This is a genomic window from Pandoraea bronchicola (genome assembly GCF_902459805.1).
GTDB classification, from domain to species: domain Bacteria; phylum Pseudomonadota; class Gammaproteobacteria; order Burkholderiales; family Burkholderiaceae; genus Pandoraea; species Pandoraea bronchicola.
On sequence record NZ_CABPST010000011.1, the window covers coordinates 162757 to 179207 of the forward strand.

16 protein-coding genes are annotated in these 16451 nt (G+C 60.8%); 3 read left to right on the forward strand and 13 right to left on the reverse strand.

The features are described from left to right. Positions 1 to 272: 272 nt before the first annotated feature. Entirely contained in the window at positions 273 to 1847 is a 1575-nt protein-coding gene (locus PBR20603_RS18835; RefSeq protein ID WP_174977979.1) for a tetratricopeptide repeat protein, read from the forward strand. Between the two features lie 112 nt (positions 1848 to 1959). Here PBR20603_RS18835 and PBR20603_RS18840 read toward each other — a convergent pair whose 3' ends face one another. Next, entirely contained in the window at positions 1960 to 3033 is a 1074-nt protein-coding gene (locus tag PBR20603_RS18840) for an AI-2E family transporter (RefSeq protein ID WP_150561019.1), read from the reverse strand. Beyond that, complete coding sequence (locus PBR20603_RS18845; protein WP_150561020.1) at positions 3020 to 3979, reverse strand: LysR substrate-binding domain-containing protein; 960 nt, start codon at positions 3977 to 3979, stop codon at positions 3020 to 3022. Before PBR20603_RS18845 ends, PBR20603_RS18840 begins: the two co-directional genes overlap by 14 nt. Positions 3980 to 4164: 185 nt before the next feature. On the opposite strand from PBR20603_RS18845, the gene PBR20603_RS18850 reads away from it, so the two are divergent. Both PBR20603_RS18850 and PBR20603_RS18855 read left to right on the forward strand, forming a co-directional pair. Next, positions 4165 to 4944, forward strand: a complete 780-nt coding sequence (locus PBR20603_RS18850; RefSeq protein WP_150561021.1) for a TerC family protein — start codon at positions 4165 to 4167, stop codon at positions 4942 to 4944. A gap of 445 nt (positions 4945 to 5389) precedes the next feature. After that, positions 5390 to 6058, forward strand: coding sequence for a TetR/AcrR family transcriptional regulator (locus PBR20603_RS18855; protein ID WP_174977980.1), 669 nt, complete (start codon positions 5390 to 5392; stop codon positions 6056 to 6058). 201 nt (positions 6059 to 6259) lie between these two features. Here PBR20603_RS18855 and PBR20603_RS18860 read toward each other — a convergent pair whose 3' ends face one another. The 11 genes from PBR20603_RS18860 to PBR20603_RS18910 form a co-directional block, all read right to left on the reverse strand. Next, positions 6260 to 7435: an OmpP1/FadL family transporter gene (locus PBR20603_RS18860; RefSeq protein ID WP_150561023.1), complete on the reverse strand. Its 1176-nt coding sequence runs from the start codon at positions 7433 to 7435 to the stop codon at positions 6260 to 6262. Between the two features lie 165 nt (positions 7436 to 7600). Next, entirely contained in the window at positions 7601 to 8131 is a 531-nt protein-coding gene (locus PBR20603_RS18865; RefSeq protein ID WP_217425978.1) for a flavin reductase family protein, read from the reverse strand. A gap of 64 nt (positions 8132 to 8195) precedes the next feature. Beyond that, on the reverse strand, positions 8196 to 9431 hold the full coding sequence (locus tag PBR20603_RS18870; RefSeq protein ID WP_217425979.1) for a p-hydroxyphenylacetate 3-hydroxylase oxygenase component: 1236 nt from the start codon (positions 9429 to 9431) through the stop codon (positions 8196 to 8198). A gap of 114 nt (positions 9432 to 9545) precedes the next feature. Beyond that, entirely contained in the window at positions 9546 to 10424 is an 879-nt protein-coding gene (locus tag PBR20603_RS18875; protein WP_217425980.1) for a cupin domain-containing protein, read from the reverse strand. 91 nt (positions 10425 to 10515) lie between these two features. Further along, entirely contained in the window at positions 10516 to 11307 is a 792-nt protein-coding gene (locus PBR20603_RS18880; RefSeq protein WP_150561024.1) for an HpcH/HpaI aldolase family protein, read from the reverse strand. A 41-nt stretch (positions 11308 to 11348) separates the two neighbouring features. Next, entirely contained in the window at positions 11349 to 12272 is a 924-nt protein-coding gene (gene kce / locus PBR20603_RS18885; protein ID WP_150561025.1) for a 3,5-dioxohexanoate:acetyl-CoA acetone transferase, read from the reverse strand. Between the two features lie 38 nt (positions 12273 to 12310). Next, complete coding sequence (locus PBR20603_RS18890; RefSeq protein WP_150561026.1) at positions 12311 to 13165, reverse strand: alpha/beta fold hydrolase; 855 nt, start codon at positions 13163 to 13165, stop codon at positions 12311 to 12313. Then, positions 13131 to 14138, reverse strand: coding sequence for a DODA-type extradiol aromatic ring-opening family dioxygenase (locus tag PBR20603_RS18895; protein ID WP_150561027.1), 1008 nt, complete (start codon positions 14136 to 14138; stop codon positions 13131 to 13133). Before PBR20603_RS18895 ends, PBR20603_RS18890 begins: the two co-directional genes overlap by 35 nt. Before the next feature lie 30 nt (positions 14139 to 14168). Continuing rightward, positions 14169 to 14615 (reverse strand): nuclear transport factor 2 family protein, encoded by a 447-nt coding sequence (locus tag PBR20603_RS18900; RefSeq protein ID WP_150561028.1) that lies wholly within the window; start codon positions 14613 to 14615, stop codon positions 14169 to 14171. A 512-nt stretch (positions 14616 to 15127) separates the two neighbouring features. Beyond that, positions 15128 to 15727: a hypothetical protein gene (locus PBR20603_RS18905; RefSeq protein ID WP_150561029.1), complete on the reverse strand. Its 600-nt coding sequence runs from the start codon at positions 15725 to 15727 to the stop codon at positions 15128 to 15130. 185 nt (positions 15728 to 15912) lie between these two features. Further along, on the reverse strand, positions 15913 to 16155 hold the full coding sequence (locus PBR20603_RS18910) for a site-specific integrase (protein ID WP_150561030.1): 243 nt from the start codon (positions 16153 to 16155) through the stop codon (positions 15913 to 15915). Positions 16156 to 16451 lie beyond the last annotated feature (296 nt).

A 16451-nucleotide genomic window follows, 5' to 3' on the forward strand; every position in this document is an offset into this window, starting at 1 on the left:
GAGCGGTGGCCGCGGCGATCCGGGCGTTGGGAGGGCGGTATCCGGTGAGGGATTTCGCGGCGCTGCGAATGCAAAATGACGCTGTGAAGATGTGAACTTTATTCGCGTCGCGCAGACCAATCCCCGCGGCTTGCTTCGCGCCGTGCGCTCGTGTAGTGTGCAGCGCTTGATCGGGCCACGGCGCCTGTTGCCGGGGCTGCAAGATGCCTCGGCTTTCCTGTGGCTTGCCGGCCCGCCTCCCTCCCATTCCCAGACAAGCAAGGATGCGCCGCATGACGACGCCATTAGACGCGCGTTGCGAGCGTGCACGACAATTGAGTGCCGCCGGCCGGCTCGACGAGGCGATTGCCGAGTTGCGTCAAGTACTGAAACAATCCCCTGAATTTCTACCTGCCCTTGAAGGACTGGCCTACGTCTCGCTGCGCATGAACGCCTTCGAGTCGGCCGCCGACGCCTTCGATCGCCTGATCGCACTCGTGCCCCAGCCCGGCGCACAGGCCACCTTCGACGCCGCGATGGCCAGCCTTCAGGCCGGTCGTCAGATGCGTGCCGAGGCGCTATTCGAAGCGACGGTGCAGCAGTCGCCGGACGTCATCGGCACGATGCATACCGTTGGCCTGACCTGGGCGCAGGCGGGCGACAACGCCCGTGCGCTGGTCTGGTTCGAGCGCACGGCGGTCAAGGCCCCGGCCCTGTGGCAGGCGCATTTCAACCGTGGGCGTGCCCTGGGGGCACTCGGTCGCTACGACGAAGAGATCGACGCTTACCGTGTCGCCAACGCCATTGCCCCGCGACAACCGGATCCGCTGGTGAACCTTGGTGTGGCGCTGCGCGAACGGCATGCGTTCACCGATGCGCTGCAATGCTTTCGCGAGGCCGTAAAGCTCGCACCCGAGCACGCCGGCGCGCGTACCAATCGTGCGCAAACCAACCTGCTGCTGGGCGACTTCGAGCACGGCTGGCATGACTACGAATGGCGCTGGCAGGACGGCGGCCAGCGGCGTCGTTTCAGCGACCGCCTCTGGGACGGCCGCGCGCCGCTCGCGGGCAAGACGGTGTTCGTTTACAGCGAACAGGGCTTGGGCGACACGTTGCAGTTCGTGCGGTTCGTGCCGCGTCTGGTCGAGATGGGTGCCAACGTCGTGTTGTCGGTACAGGCGCCGCTCGTCACGCTGCTCGGCGGTTTCGCGCGCGGGGTGACGGTGCTCGGTGAACACATGCCGGTGCCGTCGTTCGACTGGCAGTTGCCGCTGCTCAGCCTGCCGCATCTGCTCAAAGCGGGCGGCAAGGTGGCCGTCCATTCCCCCTATCTGCGCGCCAGCGCCGGACGGGAGATGATCTGGCGCTCGATGCTCGGCGCCAAACCGGAAGGGGTATTGCGGGTAGGGTTCGCGTGGCGCCCGCGTCCGTTCCCGCCGCAGCGCGACATAGCGCTCAAGCACTGGGCGCCGGTCTTCGGCACCAACGCCCAGTTCTACTCGTTACAGGTCGATGCGACCGACGAGGAGCGTGCGGAACTCGCTCGCCATGCCAATGTGCATGACATCGGGGCGAAGCTCAGCGACTTTGCCGAGACCGCGGCCGTGATTGCGCAGATGGATCTCGTGATTTCGGCCGACACGGCGGCGCTGCACGTTACCGGTGCGCTGGGCAAACCCGTTTGGGGGCTGGTCAACTTCACCCCCGACTGGCGCTGGCAGTTGGCGCGCCGGGACAGCGACTGGTATCCGTCGCTCACGCTCTTCCGCCAGCCGCAACGCGGTGATTGGGATGGGGTGATGGCACAGGTCGGCGCGGATCTGGCCGCCGCTGTGCAGGTCGAGGCGGCGGCGCGGGCGTCTGCGTAGCCAGCAGCGCAGGCGAAGCTGCAGTCAGGTCAGTGGATGACGACGCCGTACCTTCCGGGGGGCGTCAGTCACACATCGCCCGATGCCTGGCATCAATACGCATCAGTGCGCATCAACCGGCGTCGGCCTGTGCGTCGTCATCGTCACGCAAGCGCGTGTAGATGTTCCAACTGGCGATGAACAGAGCGGCGATCAGCGGCCCGATCACGAAGCCGGTCAGACCGAAGAGCGACATGCCGCCGAGGGTGGAGATCAGCACGACCCAGTCGGGCAGCTTGGTGTCCTTGCCGACCAGAATCGGACGCAGCACGTTGTCTACCAGACTCACGATGGTGCCGCAGAACGCAAACAGCACCACGCCCTTCCAGATTTCCCCCGAGAGCAACAGCCAAACGCCGACGGGCACCCACACGACAGCCGCGCCCACTGCAGGCAGCAGCGAGAGGAATGCCATCACCACGGCGGCGAGAACGTAGCCTTGAATGCCTAGGACCGCGAAGATGAAGCCGCCAAGGGCGCCCTGTGCCACGGCAACGGCGATGTTGCCCTTGACCGTGGCGCGTACGACGGTGGTGAACTGCCGGATCAACTGGCTCTTGTGACGCTCGTCGAGCGGCAGGGCGCGGCGTACCATCGCGCCCAGTGCCGTGCCGTCGCGCAGCAGGAAGAACAATAGATAGAGCATCACGCCGAAGCTCACGAGCAGTTGCGCCGTGTTCTGGCCGATGCTCACGAGATAGACCGCCACCAGGCGCCCGATCTGCGCGGCACCGTCGCCGAGCTTCTGCTGGATCGCGTTGACGTCCTGCACGCCGGCGAGGTCCATCACGCGATGCACGCTTGCGGGCAGCCGGTCGAGCAATTGCTGGAAGGCGATCGTGAGCTGCGGCAAATCGGTGCGGAAGCGAACGAGCGCGGTACTGACCTCCTGCGTGAGCATGCCCACGACGAGCGTGAGCGGCAGAATCACGATCAGCAGAATCAACGCGAGCGTGGTGAGGGCGGCCAGATTCGGGCGGCCGCGCATCCGGCCAAGCATACGGCGCTGCACGGGCTGAAACAGCACGGCGAGGATGGTCCCCCAGAAGACGGCACCGAACAGTGGCAGCAGAATCCACCCGAACACGATCGTCACGACAAACAGCATGAGGTGGAAGAACTTGCGCTGGTCGCTACGACTCGACATGAGGTTTCCTCGCAGATGGCGGCGGCACGGACGGCTCGCCAGTGGCTCTTATATCAGAATCGGTTGTCTTGCCGATTTCCCGGAGGATTTGCGCCACGAGCGGATGACCTTCACCGCGGCGCGAGCGAATGGCATGAATGTCTTCGTGGACATCGTCGGGGCGGCCCAGCCAGCGCAGTCCGCGCAGCAGCGAGACATCGCCTGCACCCGCCTCACTCAGCGCAAAAACGCCCATGCCACGCGTGGCGAAGACGGCCATGAGCGCACTGTCCTCGAATTCGCCGACGATATTCGGGCGAATGCCTAGCGCCTCGAACCATTGATCGAGCCGGGCGCGCAACGCCGAGTGACCCGTTGGCAGCAACACCGGCAGATCGGTCAGGCATTGGGGGAACGCGTCACGTGAGGCGTTGCGCACGAGCGATGCGGGGCCGTACCAGTCGACCGGCGACTCGACCAGACGTTCGCTGGCCAGCCGCAACGTCGGGTTGTAGGGCGCGGGCTGGCTCGCGAGCACCAGATCCAGCTTGTGCAGCGCGAGTTCGGCGAGCAACTGCTCATGTTCGCCTTCGTGGCACACGAGCCGAAGCGAGGGCGTGCCGAGCACGGGCGCGAGGATTGCGTGTGCGGCCAGCTTGGAGATGCCGTCGGCTAGCCCGACGGCCAGCCGCGCGACCCGGCCGCTCGCGGCTTCGCGCACTTCGTCCGGGATCGACTGACCGAGCCGGAAGATCTCTTCCGCGCGCCGGAAGGCCGCCTGCCCCGGTTCGGTCATCGCGACGCCGCGCCCGGCGGGCTTGAGCAACTGGTAGCCCAGTGACTTTTCAAGCTCGCGCACCTGCGCGCTGATCGTCTGCACGGCCATGTCGAGGCGTTCCGCCGCACGGGCGAACCCGCCTTCCTTGACGACGACCCAAAAATAGTAAAGATGTCGATAGTTCAACATGTTGAGGAGACTTCGAAAAAACCGAACCTTTTTGAAGTATATAGCTGGTTTTTGCGAAGCATGAGTTCGGAGATGATGCTGTCCTGAACCCGCACCTCACGTATTGGGCGGGATAACGAAGGGGGATGACTGCTGCCTGTGTGCGGCGGATGCCCCGATAACCATGCGGAATTTCTGGCGCACATATGGACTATCTACTTGCTTTGGCGGCTGACCCGGCGGTATGGGCGGCGCTTGTCACGCTGGTGGTCATGGAGGTCGTGCTTGGCATCGACAACCTGATCTTCATCTCGATCCTGACCAACAAACTGCCGTTGTCGATGCGTGCCCGCGCGCAGCGCATGGGCATTGGCCTGGCGCTGGTCATGCGTTTGGCGTTGCTTGGCACGGTGGCGTGGATCGCCAAGCTGACGACACCGCTCTTCGAGCTGTTCGACCATGGATTTTCGTGGCGCGATCTGATCCTGATCGCGGGCGGCCTCTTCCTAGTCTGGAAGGCGACGAAGGAGATGCATCACCATGTAGCGTCGGGCACGGGCGAGGCAGAGCATGGCGAGGACGCATCGGCTGCGGGTGCGGTGGCAACGATCACCGCTCGCGCGGCCGTGGTACAGATTCTGATGCTGGACCTCGTGTTCTCGATCGACAGTATCGTGACGGCGGTGGGCATGACCGAGCACATCCCGATCATGTTCATTGCGGTGATTGCGGCAGTGACGGCGATGTTGTTCATGGCGGGACCGCTCTCGCGATTCATCGCGGCGAACCCGACGGTCGTGATGCTGGCGCTGGGCTTCCTGCTCGTGATCGGTATGACGCTGATTGCGGAAGGCTTCGGGTCGCATATCCCGAAGGGCTACATCTACGCGGCGATGGCATTCTCGGCGTTCGTCGAGGGGCTGAACATGATGACGCGTCGTGCTGCAGCGCGACGTAAAGCGGAGAAGGCTCGCGTGCTGCATTGAGTGGTACGGATGGATATAGGTGAATGAGGCGGCGCCGCTTTCTTGAGGTTCATCATGGATAACCGGGGAAAGCGGCGTGGCGAAACAATACTCCTCGTTGCGCAGCAGATAGACGCACAGCAGCGGCTGATTGGCTTGCAGCAACTCGCCCAGATGGACTGACTGCTCCGGTTTGCTGGACCCGCAGCCCCGGCACATCGCGCTGACCATCGGCCTGAATCTCAAATGGCAAGCACGCGACCTTGTTGCCGGGCTCGCGCTCATCTCGAATCTTCACGCGGACTCACACGACGCGTACATGCCGATGATTCGAGCGCCGGACTGCCTCACCGGCCCAGGTTGACCCGCTCGCCCAGACTCGCCTCAAGCATCGTCGTGCTACGATCCATTTTTATTTAACAGCATGACAAATTTCGTGAGCACTCGAAGCGAACGCATCCAAACCGTGTCGACCACTACGAGCCAACCGAAAAAGCGCGTGCGCACTCGGCTGGCGATGCTGCGCGCCACGATCGATCTGCTTGGTCAGGAAGACGGGCGCGTCGTTCGGGTGGAGGACGTGGTGTCGCAAGTGGGCATGACGCGTACCACGTTCTATAACCATTTTGACAGTCGCGAAGCGCTGATCGATACGGTCGCGTTCGAACTGACACATCACTTCAACTCGATCATCCTGCCGATCATCAATCTGGAAAAGGATGCGGCGCGACGTGTTGCGATGGCGACCCGGTATTACCTCAGCCATGCCCGGGCGGACCGGAAATGGGCGTGGGCCGTCGTCAATGTGAGCCTTAACTCGAAAGTCCTGTTCGGCGAGGCGACTCACAACGATGTCACACGTAACATCGTTGCCGGTCAGGCAGACGGCACCTTCCGGCTGCAGGACTTGAATGCTGGGCGCGATATGCTGATGGGAACGGTGCTGGCAGCATTCCTGCATATTCTTCGCGCAAAGCCGACGTCGCGCTATCAGTCCGATATGGCGATGATCATTCTCCGGGGGTTGGGCGTGCCGACCAGAAAGGCGGAGCGCATCGTGGCCGAACCTCTCCCTCCGTTGCCCTCCTACAGCGGACCGTTCTCGACGGTCAACGCAATCGATGCCGACGAGTAGCTGTCGCCGGGCACGGGCCGATTGTCAGCGCGTCGCCCGCTCACGCATTGTCCGCATCGTGCGCCTGTGCATCCGTGTCTGCGATGGCGCGCGATGCGCCGATGAATTTGTCCGGTTCCAACAATGTGTGTGAGGGCTTGCGACCGACAACGCTGTCGGTTGCGAGCCCTTGAACCTCATCGCTTCGTTGTGTCGACGCGATCAGAACTTGTGGGTGTACCCCACGGAATAGACCTGGAACCGCGCCGTAATGTTGGTGCCGGTACTTGGGCCCGTGCCAACCACCGTCCGCGGAATATCGTATTCCAGGGACGCGGTCAGCGCATTCTTCTTGTCCAGATTGTAGGTCGCGCCAATCGTGATGCCTTTGTCGCAGATGCCGTTCGCAAAGAGATTGGCGTTCGTATGATCGGAATCAAGAAAAGAACTCGAGGTGAAGAAACCCGCGCGCACCGTGAACTTGTCGCTTACGTCGTAAGCAACACCGAAGCGGAGGACGTTCTGATCGTGCCAGTTGAAGGACGTCGCGTCGTTATAGCCATCTGCCGAACTCCATTTGATCTTCAGATAGTCGAGCGCCAGCGTCACGCGATTGATCGGATGAAGTGCAATACCGACACCGTACCGCGACGGCATGTTCAGGCGCCCTTTTGAATTTGCCAGAACGTCATCTCGATATCCCGACAGTGGAGTGAACCAGGTCTTGGTGTAGTACGAAGCGCCGATATCCAACCACGGCAGAGGCTTCCAGAGCACCCCGATGCCGGCACCGATGCCGGTGGCATAGGCGGTGCCATGACTCGGCACCCCAACGGCGCCGGTTGGGCCCGCGCCGACCAACCCGTTCACCCGGAATTGTTGTAACCCGAAAATGGCTGATGCGCCAATTGAGAGGTTCGGCAACGGCTTGTAGGTGACTGTGGGGGCCGTGTTGACCACCAACAGGCTCGAGCTAGCCTTGTTGGCTCCGGGAACCGGTGCAATCGGCCCGCCATAATACGTGCCGATTCCTGCCCCGTAGACAGCAACGCCCGCGGTCCACTGTGGACTAATGTCCCAGTTGGCACCGAGGCCCGGCGCCGGCTTGATGATTCGCGAATACAGATGGTTTGCGGTGGAGCCGGACGTTACGTCGCCGGCGCCGACGACCAGAAGCCCGAATACATCGAGCCGTGAGCCGACGAAGGCCATTCCGGCGGGGTTGTCGGCCGCTGCGGTAGCGTCTTGGGGAAATGCGATCGATGTGCCCGCAATCCCGTTGGACGAAGGACCGTTGCCCGTGAGCATCGACCCATAGTTCGCATAGACGGGGAGTGACGCGAGACTTCCAAATGAAGCGAGTGCAAAAAGCTTGATGCCGCGGTGCTTTGCCATCATTGTCTCCGGGGTATTTTTTTTTCTTCGCCGACGGGTGTATCTGTCAGTCGTGGTTGCATTGCCGTGTACGGAGTCGGGGGTTTTTCGCCCCTTCTGGTGTACGTCGTAGCCGGCGCGGCATATGAGCGTGACGCGCCGGCTAGGGGCGACCTTCTCAGAATTGCTTCACACACCGAGGGCAAGATCGGGGTGTGGGGTCACCATCGAATAACTGCCCTGGTGATACAGCAGCGGCGCTCGGTTCTCGGCCTGGAACGTCACCACCTTTCCGAGAAAGATCCAGTGGTCACCCGCGTCCACCATCGAATGGTGTTCACACTGGAACGTTGCACTGACGCCCTCGAACAACTTGCAACCGCCCAGTCCCTCGACCGCCGCCACGCCAGCGAACTTGTCGTCACTCGATCGCGCAAAGCGGTTGGAGAGCTGAATCTGGTCGGATGCCAGGACGTTCACGGCGAAGTGACTCGCGTCCCTGAACACGGGAAAGCTCCGAGACGTCTTGTTAATACTCCAGAGAATCAACGGAGGATCCAGCGATACGGAATTGAAGCTGTTTGCCGTCACACCGGCCAGGCGATCGCCAGAGCGAGCGGTGATGATGGTCACGCCAGTTGCAAAATGGCCGAGCGTCTGTCGGAACTTGCGAGTATCGAATTCGGCAGGTTCCTGCGGATAGGTCGACATCTGGCTCATATATCCTCCATTGCAATTTTCAATTCACGCCTTCGATGCGCTGATATACAACCAGCAGGAAATTTCAGAACAGGTTCGGATCAGGCTCTAGCCCCATCAGCGCGCGGCCGAGGATCTGTGCGCACACGTCGTAGTCGGTATAGGCGTGAGCGCCAGTCATGTGACCGTCCCGGAAAAGCTTCTGAAGCTCGTTGTCCTCGAACCACGCCATGCCGCCCGCCGCAGCGAAGAGACGGTCGATGGCGGCGATGAACAGCTTGACCGCATAGGCCTGATTGGTACGCCAGAAGGCCATCTTCTCGGCGTCGGGCGTCATTCGCTCGACGGCGTGCACGCGCATCTCTTCCCAGGTTTTCTCGAGCAGTGCGCGCCCGGCCGCGACCTGGTGCGTCGACTCTGCAAGCCGCATCAGTCCCGGCGTGGCGGTACCGACGCTAGCGCCGGTGTAGGCCCGAACACGGCTCTTGGTCTTCTCGCGAAACACCGTCAGCATCCGCTCGGCGACGCCCAGGCTGACAGAGGAGAAGCACGTCGCAAACACAGGAATGACGGGAATGTGATAGATCTCGCTAGCGGGATACAGCGTCGAGCCACCGACCGTGTGCTCGACAGACAACTGCACGACGTTGCGGATGCGGTGCGTCGGGACGAACGCCTTATCGACGACGATCGTCTTCGAACCGCTGCCACGCATGCCGACCGTGAACCACGTGTCGCGTATCTGATAGTCTTTGCGCGGGATCACGGCGAAGCTGAGAAGCGGTTGTCTTTCAGGCCCGCTGCCCTTGAAGCCAAGGATTGCCCACTGCGCGTGGTCGCAACCGCTGCTCCATCCCATCTCTCCGCTGAAGAGCACACCACCTTCGACCTCTTCCACGCGTCCAAATGGCGCGATGCTGCTGCTGGCCAGCGCGTGGGGGTCATTTGCCCAGAGCTCGTCCTGAAACTCCTTCGGGTACATCGCAAGCATGTGGCTGTGGTGAACCAACAGCGCGAATGCCCACGCAGTGCTCGCGCATGCACTCGCGATCGCGATAAGGCATTGCTCGAAATCAGGCAAAGGCATTTCGAGGCCACCATATGCCTTCGGCTGAAAGGCACGATGAAGATCGATCGACTTCAGAAGCGCGATGCTCTCGGCCGGTGCCATCCGGTCACGCTCTGCCTGAGGTGCGCGCGCCGCGATGAGTGGTAGCAGCGGCTTGAGTCGTTCGAGCATCGCCTGACCGGTGCCGGCTGGAGCGCTGGCCCGTTGTGCGAGCGGTTGATCGAGCAGCGTAGCGTCAGTGTCGTTATTCATGCATATCTCCTAATTTAGTACTACTAATATAATTTTCGCGATTCATGCGGAATCGTCGAATGTGTCGAGTGCTACGAAATCGTCACGATCAACCCGGATTTCGCTACTTGAGCGTCATCCGGGGAAATGCTGATCGTTTATGTGTTCCGGCAACGGGTAGTCCGCCGCATTCAGCACCCAGCCGCGCTTGTGGGAAAAGTCGTGGCGAGGTGGCGAGAAGATGTCGACCAGTTGGTTGATGCCAGCGTCCATTGCGCGGGACGTGTGAGTCGCTTGCGGTGGAATCACCGTAAAAGATGGCGAGCCGCAGTACTCGTGCTCATCCGGCCGCCAGGCATTCATGTTCGACGTCCACGGCCAACGAACGTGATGAGTGAATCCGCCATCTAGCGCAAGCGAGCCCTGCTCGAACGAGTCGTGGTGATGGGGTGAGAGTTTCGTGATATCGCGCGGGCCGACATGCGGCGGCAGGAGGTTCACCATGAACGTCGAGCAGCGCCAGATCCGGCCGAAGCGTTCCGGCTCGTCAGGCACATCGATCGAATAGTGGCGAACGGCCGCGGCGCCAAGCGCCTCAGGCCATGGCTCGAACGGCGGGATGTGAGGGTGGGCTTCCGCGTATGCATCCGCGTTCACGCACTTTTCGCACAAGTCGATGCTCCGCGTTGTGTACATCAGCACAAGTCGGCCTGGGCTGGCAGCCCGGACGACGCTCCGTCCCGCCGGCACGAACGCGATCGAACCGCCTGGAATACGTGTCGTTTCGCCATTCCACTCCACTTCGACGCTGGAAGTCGTATCCGGCTGCAGAACCACGTATTCGTCCGGCTGTGCTTCGCGCGTGATTTCCGCGGAGGCGGCGGCATCGACGTAGGCGATCACGAAAGTCTGGCCGCGTGCATACCAGAGCTTTGCGTTCGGCAGCTCGACCTGAGGGGCCATCGCATGGAACCGTATGTATTCCGCAGGTGAGAATCGCTGATCGCTCATCACTTCTCCGTAGGCGGATAGCGATGCACGGGGGTCGGAAAATTGATTCATATCGCTACACTCTCTTGTGAAAACGGTCTGGTCGGCACCAACACTATTGATCGACGCTACGACATGCTGCCGAAAACGCTTGCAGCGTTTGAGACGCCGCATTGCGCAAGAACCCCTGATCTGATGAAACGACAAACCCGCTCACACCCAGCCGGTGATACTCGGCTGCTTCCTCGGGGCTGGCAGGGAGCAAGAAAATGGCTTTGCGCGCGCGGCGTGCCGCATCTATCGCCTTTGCGGTTGCCTCGCGGACATCGATGGCGCCCGCGCTTCGGTCGTTCATCGCCACCGCAAGATCACCGCGCCCGATGAAGATTGCGTCAATGCCGTCGACGTTGACGATCTCATCGACTCGCATAATTGCGGCCGGATCTTCGATCATTGCAATCACCGTGACCTCGCGGTCGGCCGTGTCGACGTGCTGCCACATCGAGCGAGCGCCATAGCCGCCGGCGCGTGGCGAGTTGGAGAAGCCGCGTCCGTTTGCGTAGCGACACGCAGCCACCAACTCCCGAGCTTTTTCAACGCTGTCGACGTGCGGCGCAACGATCCCCGCTGCGCCGTCGTCGAGCGCGGCGAGGATCAGCGGCGCATTGGTTTCGGCCACCCGGACCAGTGCGGCAACCCCGACGGCACGAGCGCCGAGCAGCGTACGTTCGATCGCCGTACGATCGAACGGCGCATGTTCCGCATCGATCAGCACGAAGTCATATCCGAGGCTGCCAATGATCTCCGACGCATGCGGCGACGGTGTCTTGATGAACGCTCCGAGAACGGGCGCTCCGTCACCTGCGAGCAAGCGCTTTCGAAAGCGAAGTGCAGTGGTGTCGGTCATGGTGCTGTCATCCTTATGCTGTGCGATTGCCATTCTGCGGGTCAGAACGCGACGTTCTCGCGCCCCTTCAACTGCAGAAGGCTTCGGGCATCGGCGGGCGTCGCGACCTCGAGCGAGAGCGCCTCGAGAATCGTGCGCAGCCGACTGACCTGGGCCGCATTGGTCTGAGCAAGCTGCCCCTTACCATTCCAGAGGGAGTCTTCGAGCCCGACCCGGCAGTTACCTCCGAGCGCGGCGGAAAGCGCGCAGATGCGCATCTGGTTTGCGCCAGCACCCAGCACCGACCAAACGTAATCGTTCCCGAACAGCCGGTCCGCAGTCCGCTTCATATGCAGCAGATCTTCGGCATCGGCGCCGATCCCGCCCAGCAAACCGAACACCGATTGAATGAACAGTGGCGGTTTCAGATGGCCGCGCTCCAGAAAGTGAGCGGCCGTATAGAGGTGACCTACGTCGTAGCACTCGATCTCGAAGCGGGTGTTGTTGTCCCGACAGACGCGGAGAATCGTCTCGATATCCTTGAAGGTGTTCTTAAAGATGCGATCGTCGCTTCCTTCCAGGTAAGGTCGTTCCCAGTCGTGCTTAAACTCGCGGAAGCGCTTGAGCATTGGATACAGACCGAAATTCATCGACCCCATGTTCAGCGATGCGACTTCCGGTTTCAGTTGCAGTACAGGCTGCAACCGCTCCTCGACGCTCATCGTCGGTGCCCCGCCCGTAGTGATGTTCACGACGACGTCGCACTCGGCCTTGATGCGCGGCAGAAACGCCCGGAAGAGGTCCGGGTCCTGCGATGGACGGCCGTCGATCGGATCTCGAGCGTGAAGGTGAACGAGCGCAGCACCAGCATGTGCAGCGTCGATTGCCGATTGCGCGATCTCGTCGGCCGTCACGGGAAGATACGGCGACATTGAAGGCGTATGAATCGAGCCCGTGATCGCGCAGGTAATGATGACTTTGCTCACAACGTTTCCTGTTCCGTTGGTGCGTCGTGAGACGCGGCTTACTGAATCGATGGTGTCGTAGCGGTCACGGCGGCAGATGTCCTGGCGAGAAACGCGACGGCTGCCTGGCGAAACTGCAGGGACTGCGGTAGTGCGAGGTGATCGACGCCTTCCAGCATCAGTGTGGCGGGGTTCGGGAGCGCGTCGACGAGCGGCTCCACAGGTAACGCGACCATGTCTTCGTCGCCGCAGACCAGCAGCACGGGACAGCGAATTGTCGACAAGCGGCGTTTTGTGAGCCGTGGGTTCGGCGGTCTGCACAGACACGCCGCGAGCGCAAGCGGGTCGTTTCCTGCCGCGACACCGTATTCCGCCAGGGCCTTGACCGCTGGCGGGGTATCCGGACGAGGTCCGAACCGAAGGCAATCTGCTAGCGACGCGCCCACACCCTCGGGAGCAAATGCATTCCCGCCCAGTCCGCCAAGAACCATTCGTTGAAAGGTGCCCGGAAGACGCGACTCGATTTCGAGCAACACCTTGCAGCCGAGGGAATAGCCCAGGCCGAGCAAGCCGTCGCTCGATTGCGGAAGCCGTTCGATCACCGAGGCTGCGAGATCGGAGTACGACTCGGGTTCATGGGGATGCTGCGCGTCACCGTGGCCGAGCAGGTCGATGCCGACGGGGTCCAGGCCTGCGGCTTGCAACTGCCTGGTCCAGCCGTTCTCTTTCCACACCGAACGACTTGATCCGCCCCAGCCGTGAAGCATTACGACTGTCTTGCCGGAGGATGATTTTTTCGACATGGCATTGTCTGGCGTGCGTTGGGATCTGAATGGCGGAGGTGACGAGGTATTTGCCTCCGCGTTTCGCGAGCGGCGATCAGCCGTTGGTACGATTTGAAGCGAGGCGACCATGGACGACACCTACGCCAACGGCCAATGTCGTGTCCCCCGAGTAGTAATCAACGGTGAACTCGGCGTGCTGGTCGTACGCCTGTGCGGCTGCCGCCGCGGCAATCCACAGCCGCACCTCGCTACCGCCGTAGCCCGCTGCACCGAGAACCTCGTCGTCCGTCCAAGAATCGAATTCCTCCAGTTCTCCGCTGGCAAGCACATTGAGGAATTTCTGATCCCATTCCTTGTTGATCCACGGGGCGACGAATTCACCACGGACTAGCTTTCCGCTGAGCTGGTCCATGCTCTCGACGATATCCTGACGCCATTGCTCACGGCTGATCGTCCCCTTCTCCCCGCCATACACAAGATAGTCCTGCACCGCTTCGCTGGGAGCCGTGTCGTACTGCGGAAACACGAAGCTGGTCTGGTGAGATAACCCCCCCGTGCCGAGGAAAGCCACGCGCTTGTTCAGCGTACGCGCAAAGCGGCCTATCTCTTCACCGATCTGGCGGCACCGCCTTAACGTGGGGCGCGGATCGGAAATTGTATTGACATGGATCGGAAGCACTTGCGTCGCACCGAGATCTCCGAGGAAGTAGTGCAGCGGGTTCGAAAAACCATGGTCGACCTCCATCGCATACGATGAGGCGATGTCGAAGTCGCGTTCGACCAGATAGTTGGTCAGAGCGACAGCGGTGTCCATCGGCACGTCCAGACGACCGGGCCATCCGCCGCAATCCGCGAGCGCCTCTGCCGCGTGTGCGATCGCGAACTGCGGCATCAGCTTGAGGTGGATGCCGTCCAGATGGTTACCACCGAATATCACGAGGAGTTCGGGATCAAATTCGCGAAATTCGTCGACTCGTTTCTGGTACGCCAGCCAGAACTCGCTGTTTGCTGCGATGTCCTGTCGCTCCTGGATTTTTGTGAGCGGGACATGAGGAACGCATGCAAAATACCCGGACGATCGATTGATGAGGCTGCTAGACATGAGTGTTCTCCTCCAGAGGACTGCTTTCAGTTAACGCGCGAAACTTGCAGCGGCCGCGCCGACGAAGGTCGGTTTGATGATCCTTTTCTCAAGCAGGATTACGCCGTCGCCATGCCGTACAAAGACATCCGAAACATCGGCGATCGTCGCCGGAACGTCCGACGCTATCGGAATCTGTCCTGAGCCCGCAAATACAGTTACGACTGATCGCGCTTCCCAGCGATTCTGAAGGGCGGAGACAATCTGAAAGCCCGTCGCCACGTGGCGCGTGATCCGTCCGGACTCAGTGTTCTTGCGTTCACGCTCGGTAAAGAACCGATCGATCGCCTGGTGCCCCACCAACTCGAGCGTGCCGAGCACCAGCCGACCATCCTTGGCGAATAACTCACTGGCTGCAGTCGATGTGCGCTGATCCGCGCATGCCCAGTACTCCGCATTCAATCTCGACAACTCGAAATACGCCTCGAAACAGATCATCTGTCACCTCGGTGTCGCCGCCTCACGCCGAGGGCCGGCCTTGTCATCTGTAGTGGTTCGATCGTGAGGCGACGAAACGTAGCGCAATTCGTTCTTCCGGCCGATCTTATTTTTTTACTAACAGTCCGTTTTTTGACTGTGTGTAAAGTTTAGTGAGCGGGGGGTATCGATGTCGATAAGGGTAAATACTTGCCCGGCCTGAGCTGCAATGCGTGCGGGAACATCCGGTTGCCGTCGGCCACGCCGGCTCCGACGAAGTCCGCAACGCTATTGCGAAGCCGTGGTCGTGACATGGTCTCCGGCGGTAACAAGCCGGTTCAGTCAGCGAGACGGAACTGAAGAGGTGTTTGCGAGCAGGACGTATGTACCGTCGTGCAAAGGATCGTGAAGTCGCAACGCGTGGGCAAACGTGTGACTTCTTCGATGTTGGCGGCAAACTCGGAAAGGAGATCGCGCCGGGTTCGGATCATCCGATGGGCGTGAAGGGCTGGGCCGAACCGGCGACGGTGTCCTTATTTCAGAATCCCGGACAACGCTTTGATTGCGCTGTCGAGGGAGTTCTGGGCATCCAGCTTCCGGTCTTTCAGCAGCGGAAAGACCTTGTCGAGCGGAGACATCGCCCACCAGAGGCTGTCTTCTTTCAGCTCATCGACGGCCTTCCAGTAATGCCGCCAGACCTGATCGTCTTCATATTTCAGTTGAACGCTGTACTTCTCGTCTTGGTATCTGACTCGACAGCACCGCAGATAAGTCGACGGATAGTACAGGCCCTTGTGATTCGGGGGATCGGCGTTGATCGAGACAAGTACGAGCTCGCCAAAAATCTCGGCCTGTGGCCTGATCTCCTCGAACAGGTCTTTTCCCCATTTGCTGCGGTATTTCACCTCGACCAGGAATTTGTCGTCTTGGCCCTTCGTCATCACGGTGAAGTCTGGCAGGCGGCTCATGGCATCCGGGTAAGCCAGCTTCGCGTACTCGAAGCTGGACATGCAGGAGAGCTCCCGAATGATTTTCTCGATGCCCGAGTCGATAACGCGATACCCCGCGTCTTCGAGGATCGCCTTGACGATACCCTCGGTCATCTCCTTTTTTATGCGGTTCTCGAAATCCATGGCGTGAAAGCGGGCAGGGCGGAATCGTAGCGTTCTGCCGACTGCATGATCTCCTATCTGTCGAACTGCCCCTCGTGGGCAGCAGGCGTGAATCCGGGCGCTATCTTGAGGCGTTACCAGAAATGCTTGATCGGAAATTCCAGTCGATCAATGGCCCGCTTCAAAACGGATAACGGCTTCTCGTGCTAATAGTTGACGACGTGCGGCGAGGAAAAATCCACTTTTGCCTGTTCGTAGAGCCCGACTAGGGCCATCAGCATCACGGGGTGGACGTTCATTTGCGTCAGGCGGGTAATAAAGGTGTGGCGCAGCGAGTGAAACACCTTGTGCTTGTCTGAAACCTTGAGGAGGTTCAGAGAATCGCCATGCCGGCATGAGATGTTTTTGCTATAGCCGTTCTTGCCGGGCTTCCGGTGCGAGAACGGCATGGGGGCGTTCTCGGCTCGCAGGTCTTCCACTTAGGTGGGGAACCCGGACGCTTCGATTTCCCTGTGCATCGGGAATTTGCGGATCGAATTGCGGTTCTTGGCTGCTTTGATCTCGAAGTCGTGAATGCCCCTGTCCTCGGGCTGAATATTCGCGAGCTTCACCCCGTTCTGACCCTACACCCGAATTAGTACCGATCAGAAGTAGAAATTTCCGGCTTCTGACCCTACACCCGAATTAGTACCGATCAGAAGTAGAAATTTCCGGCTTCGGGGTTTCGTCCGTCAAGGCGCGCTGC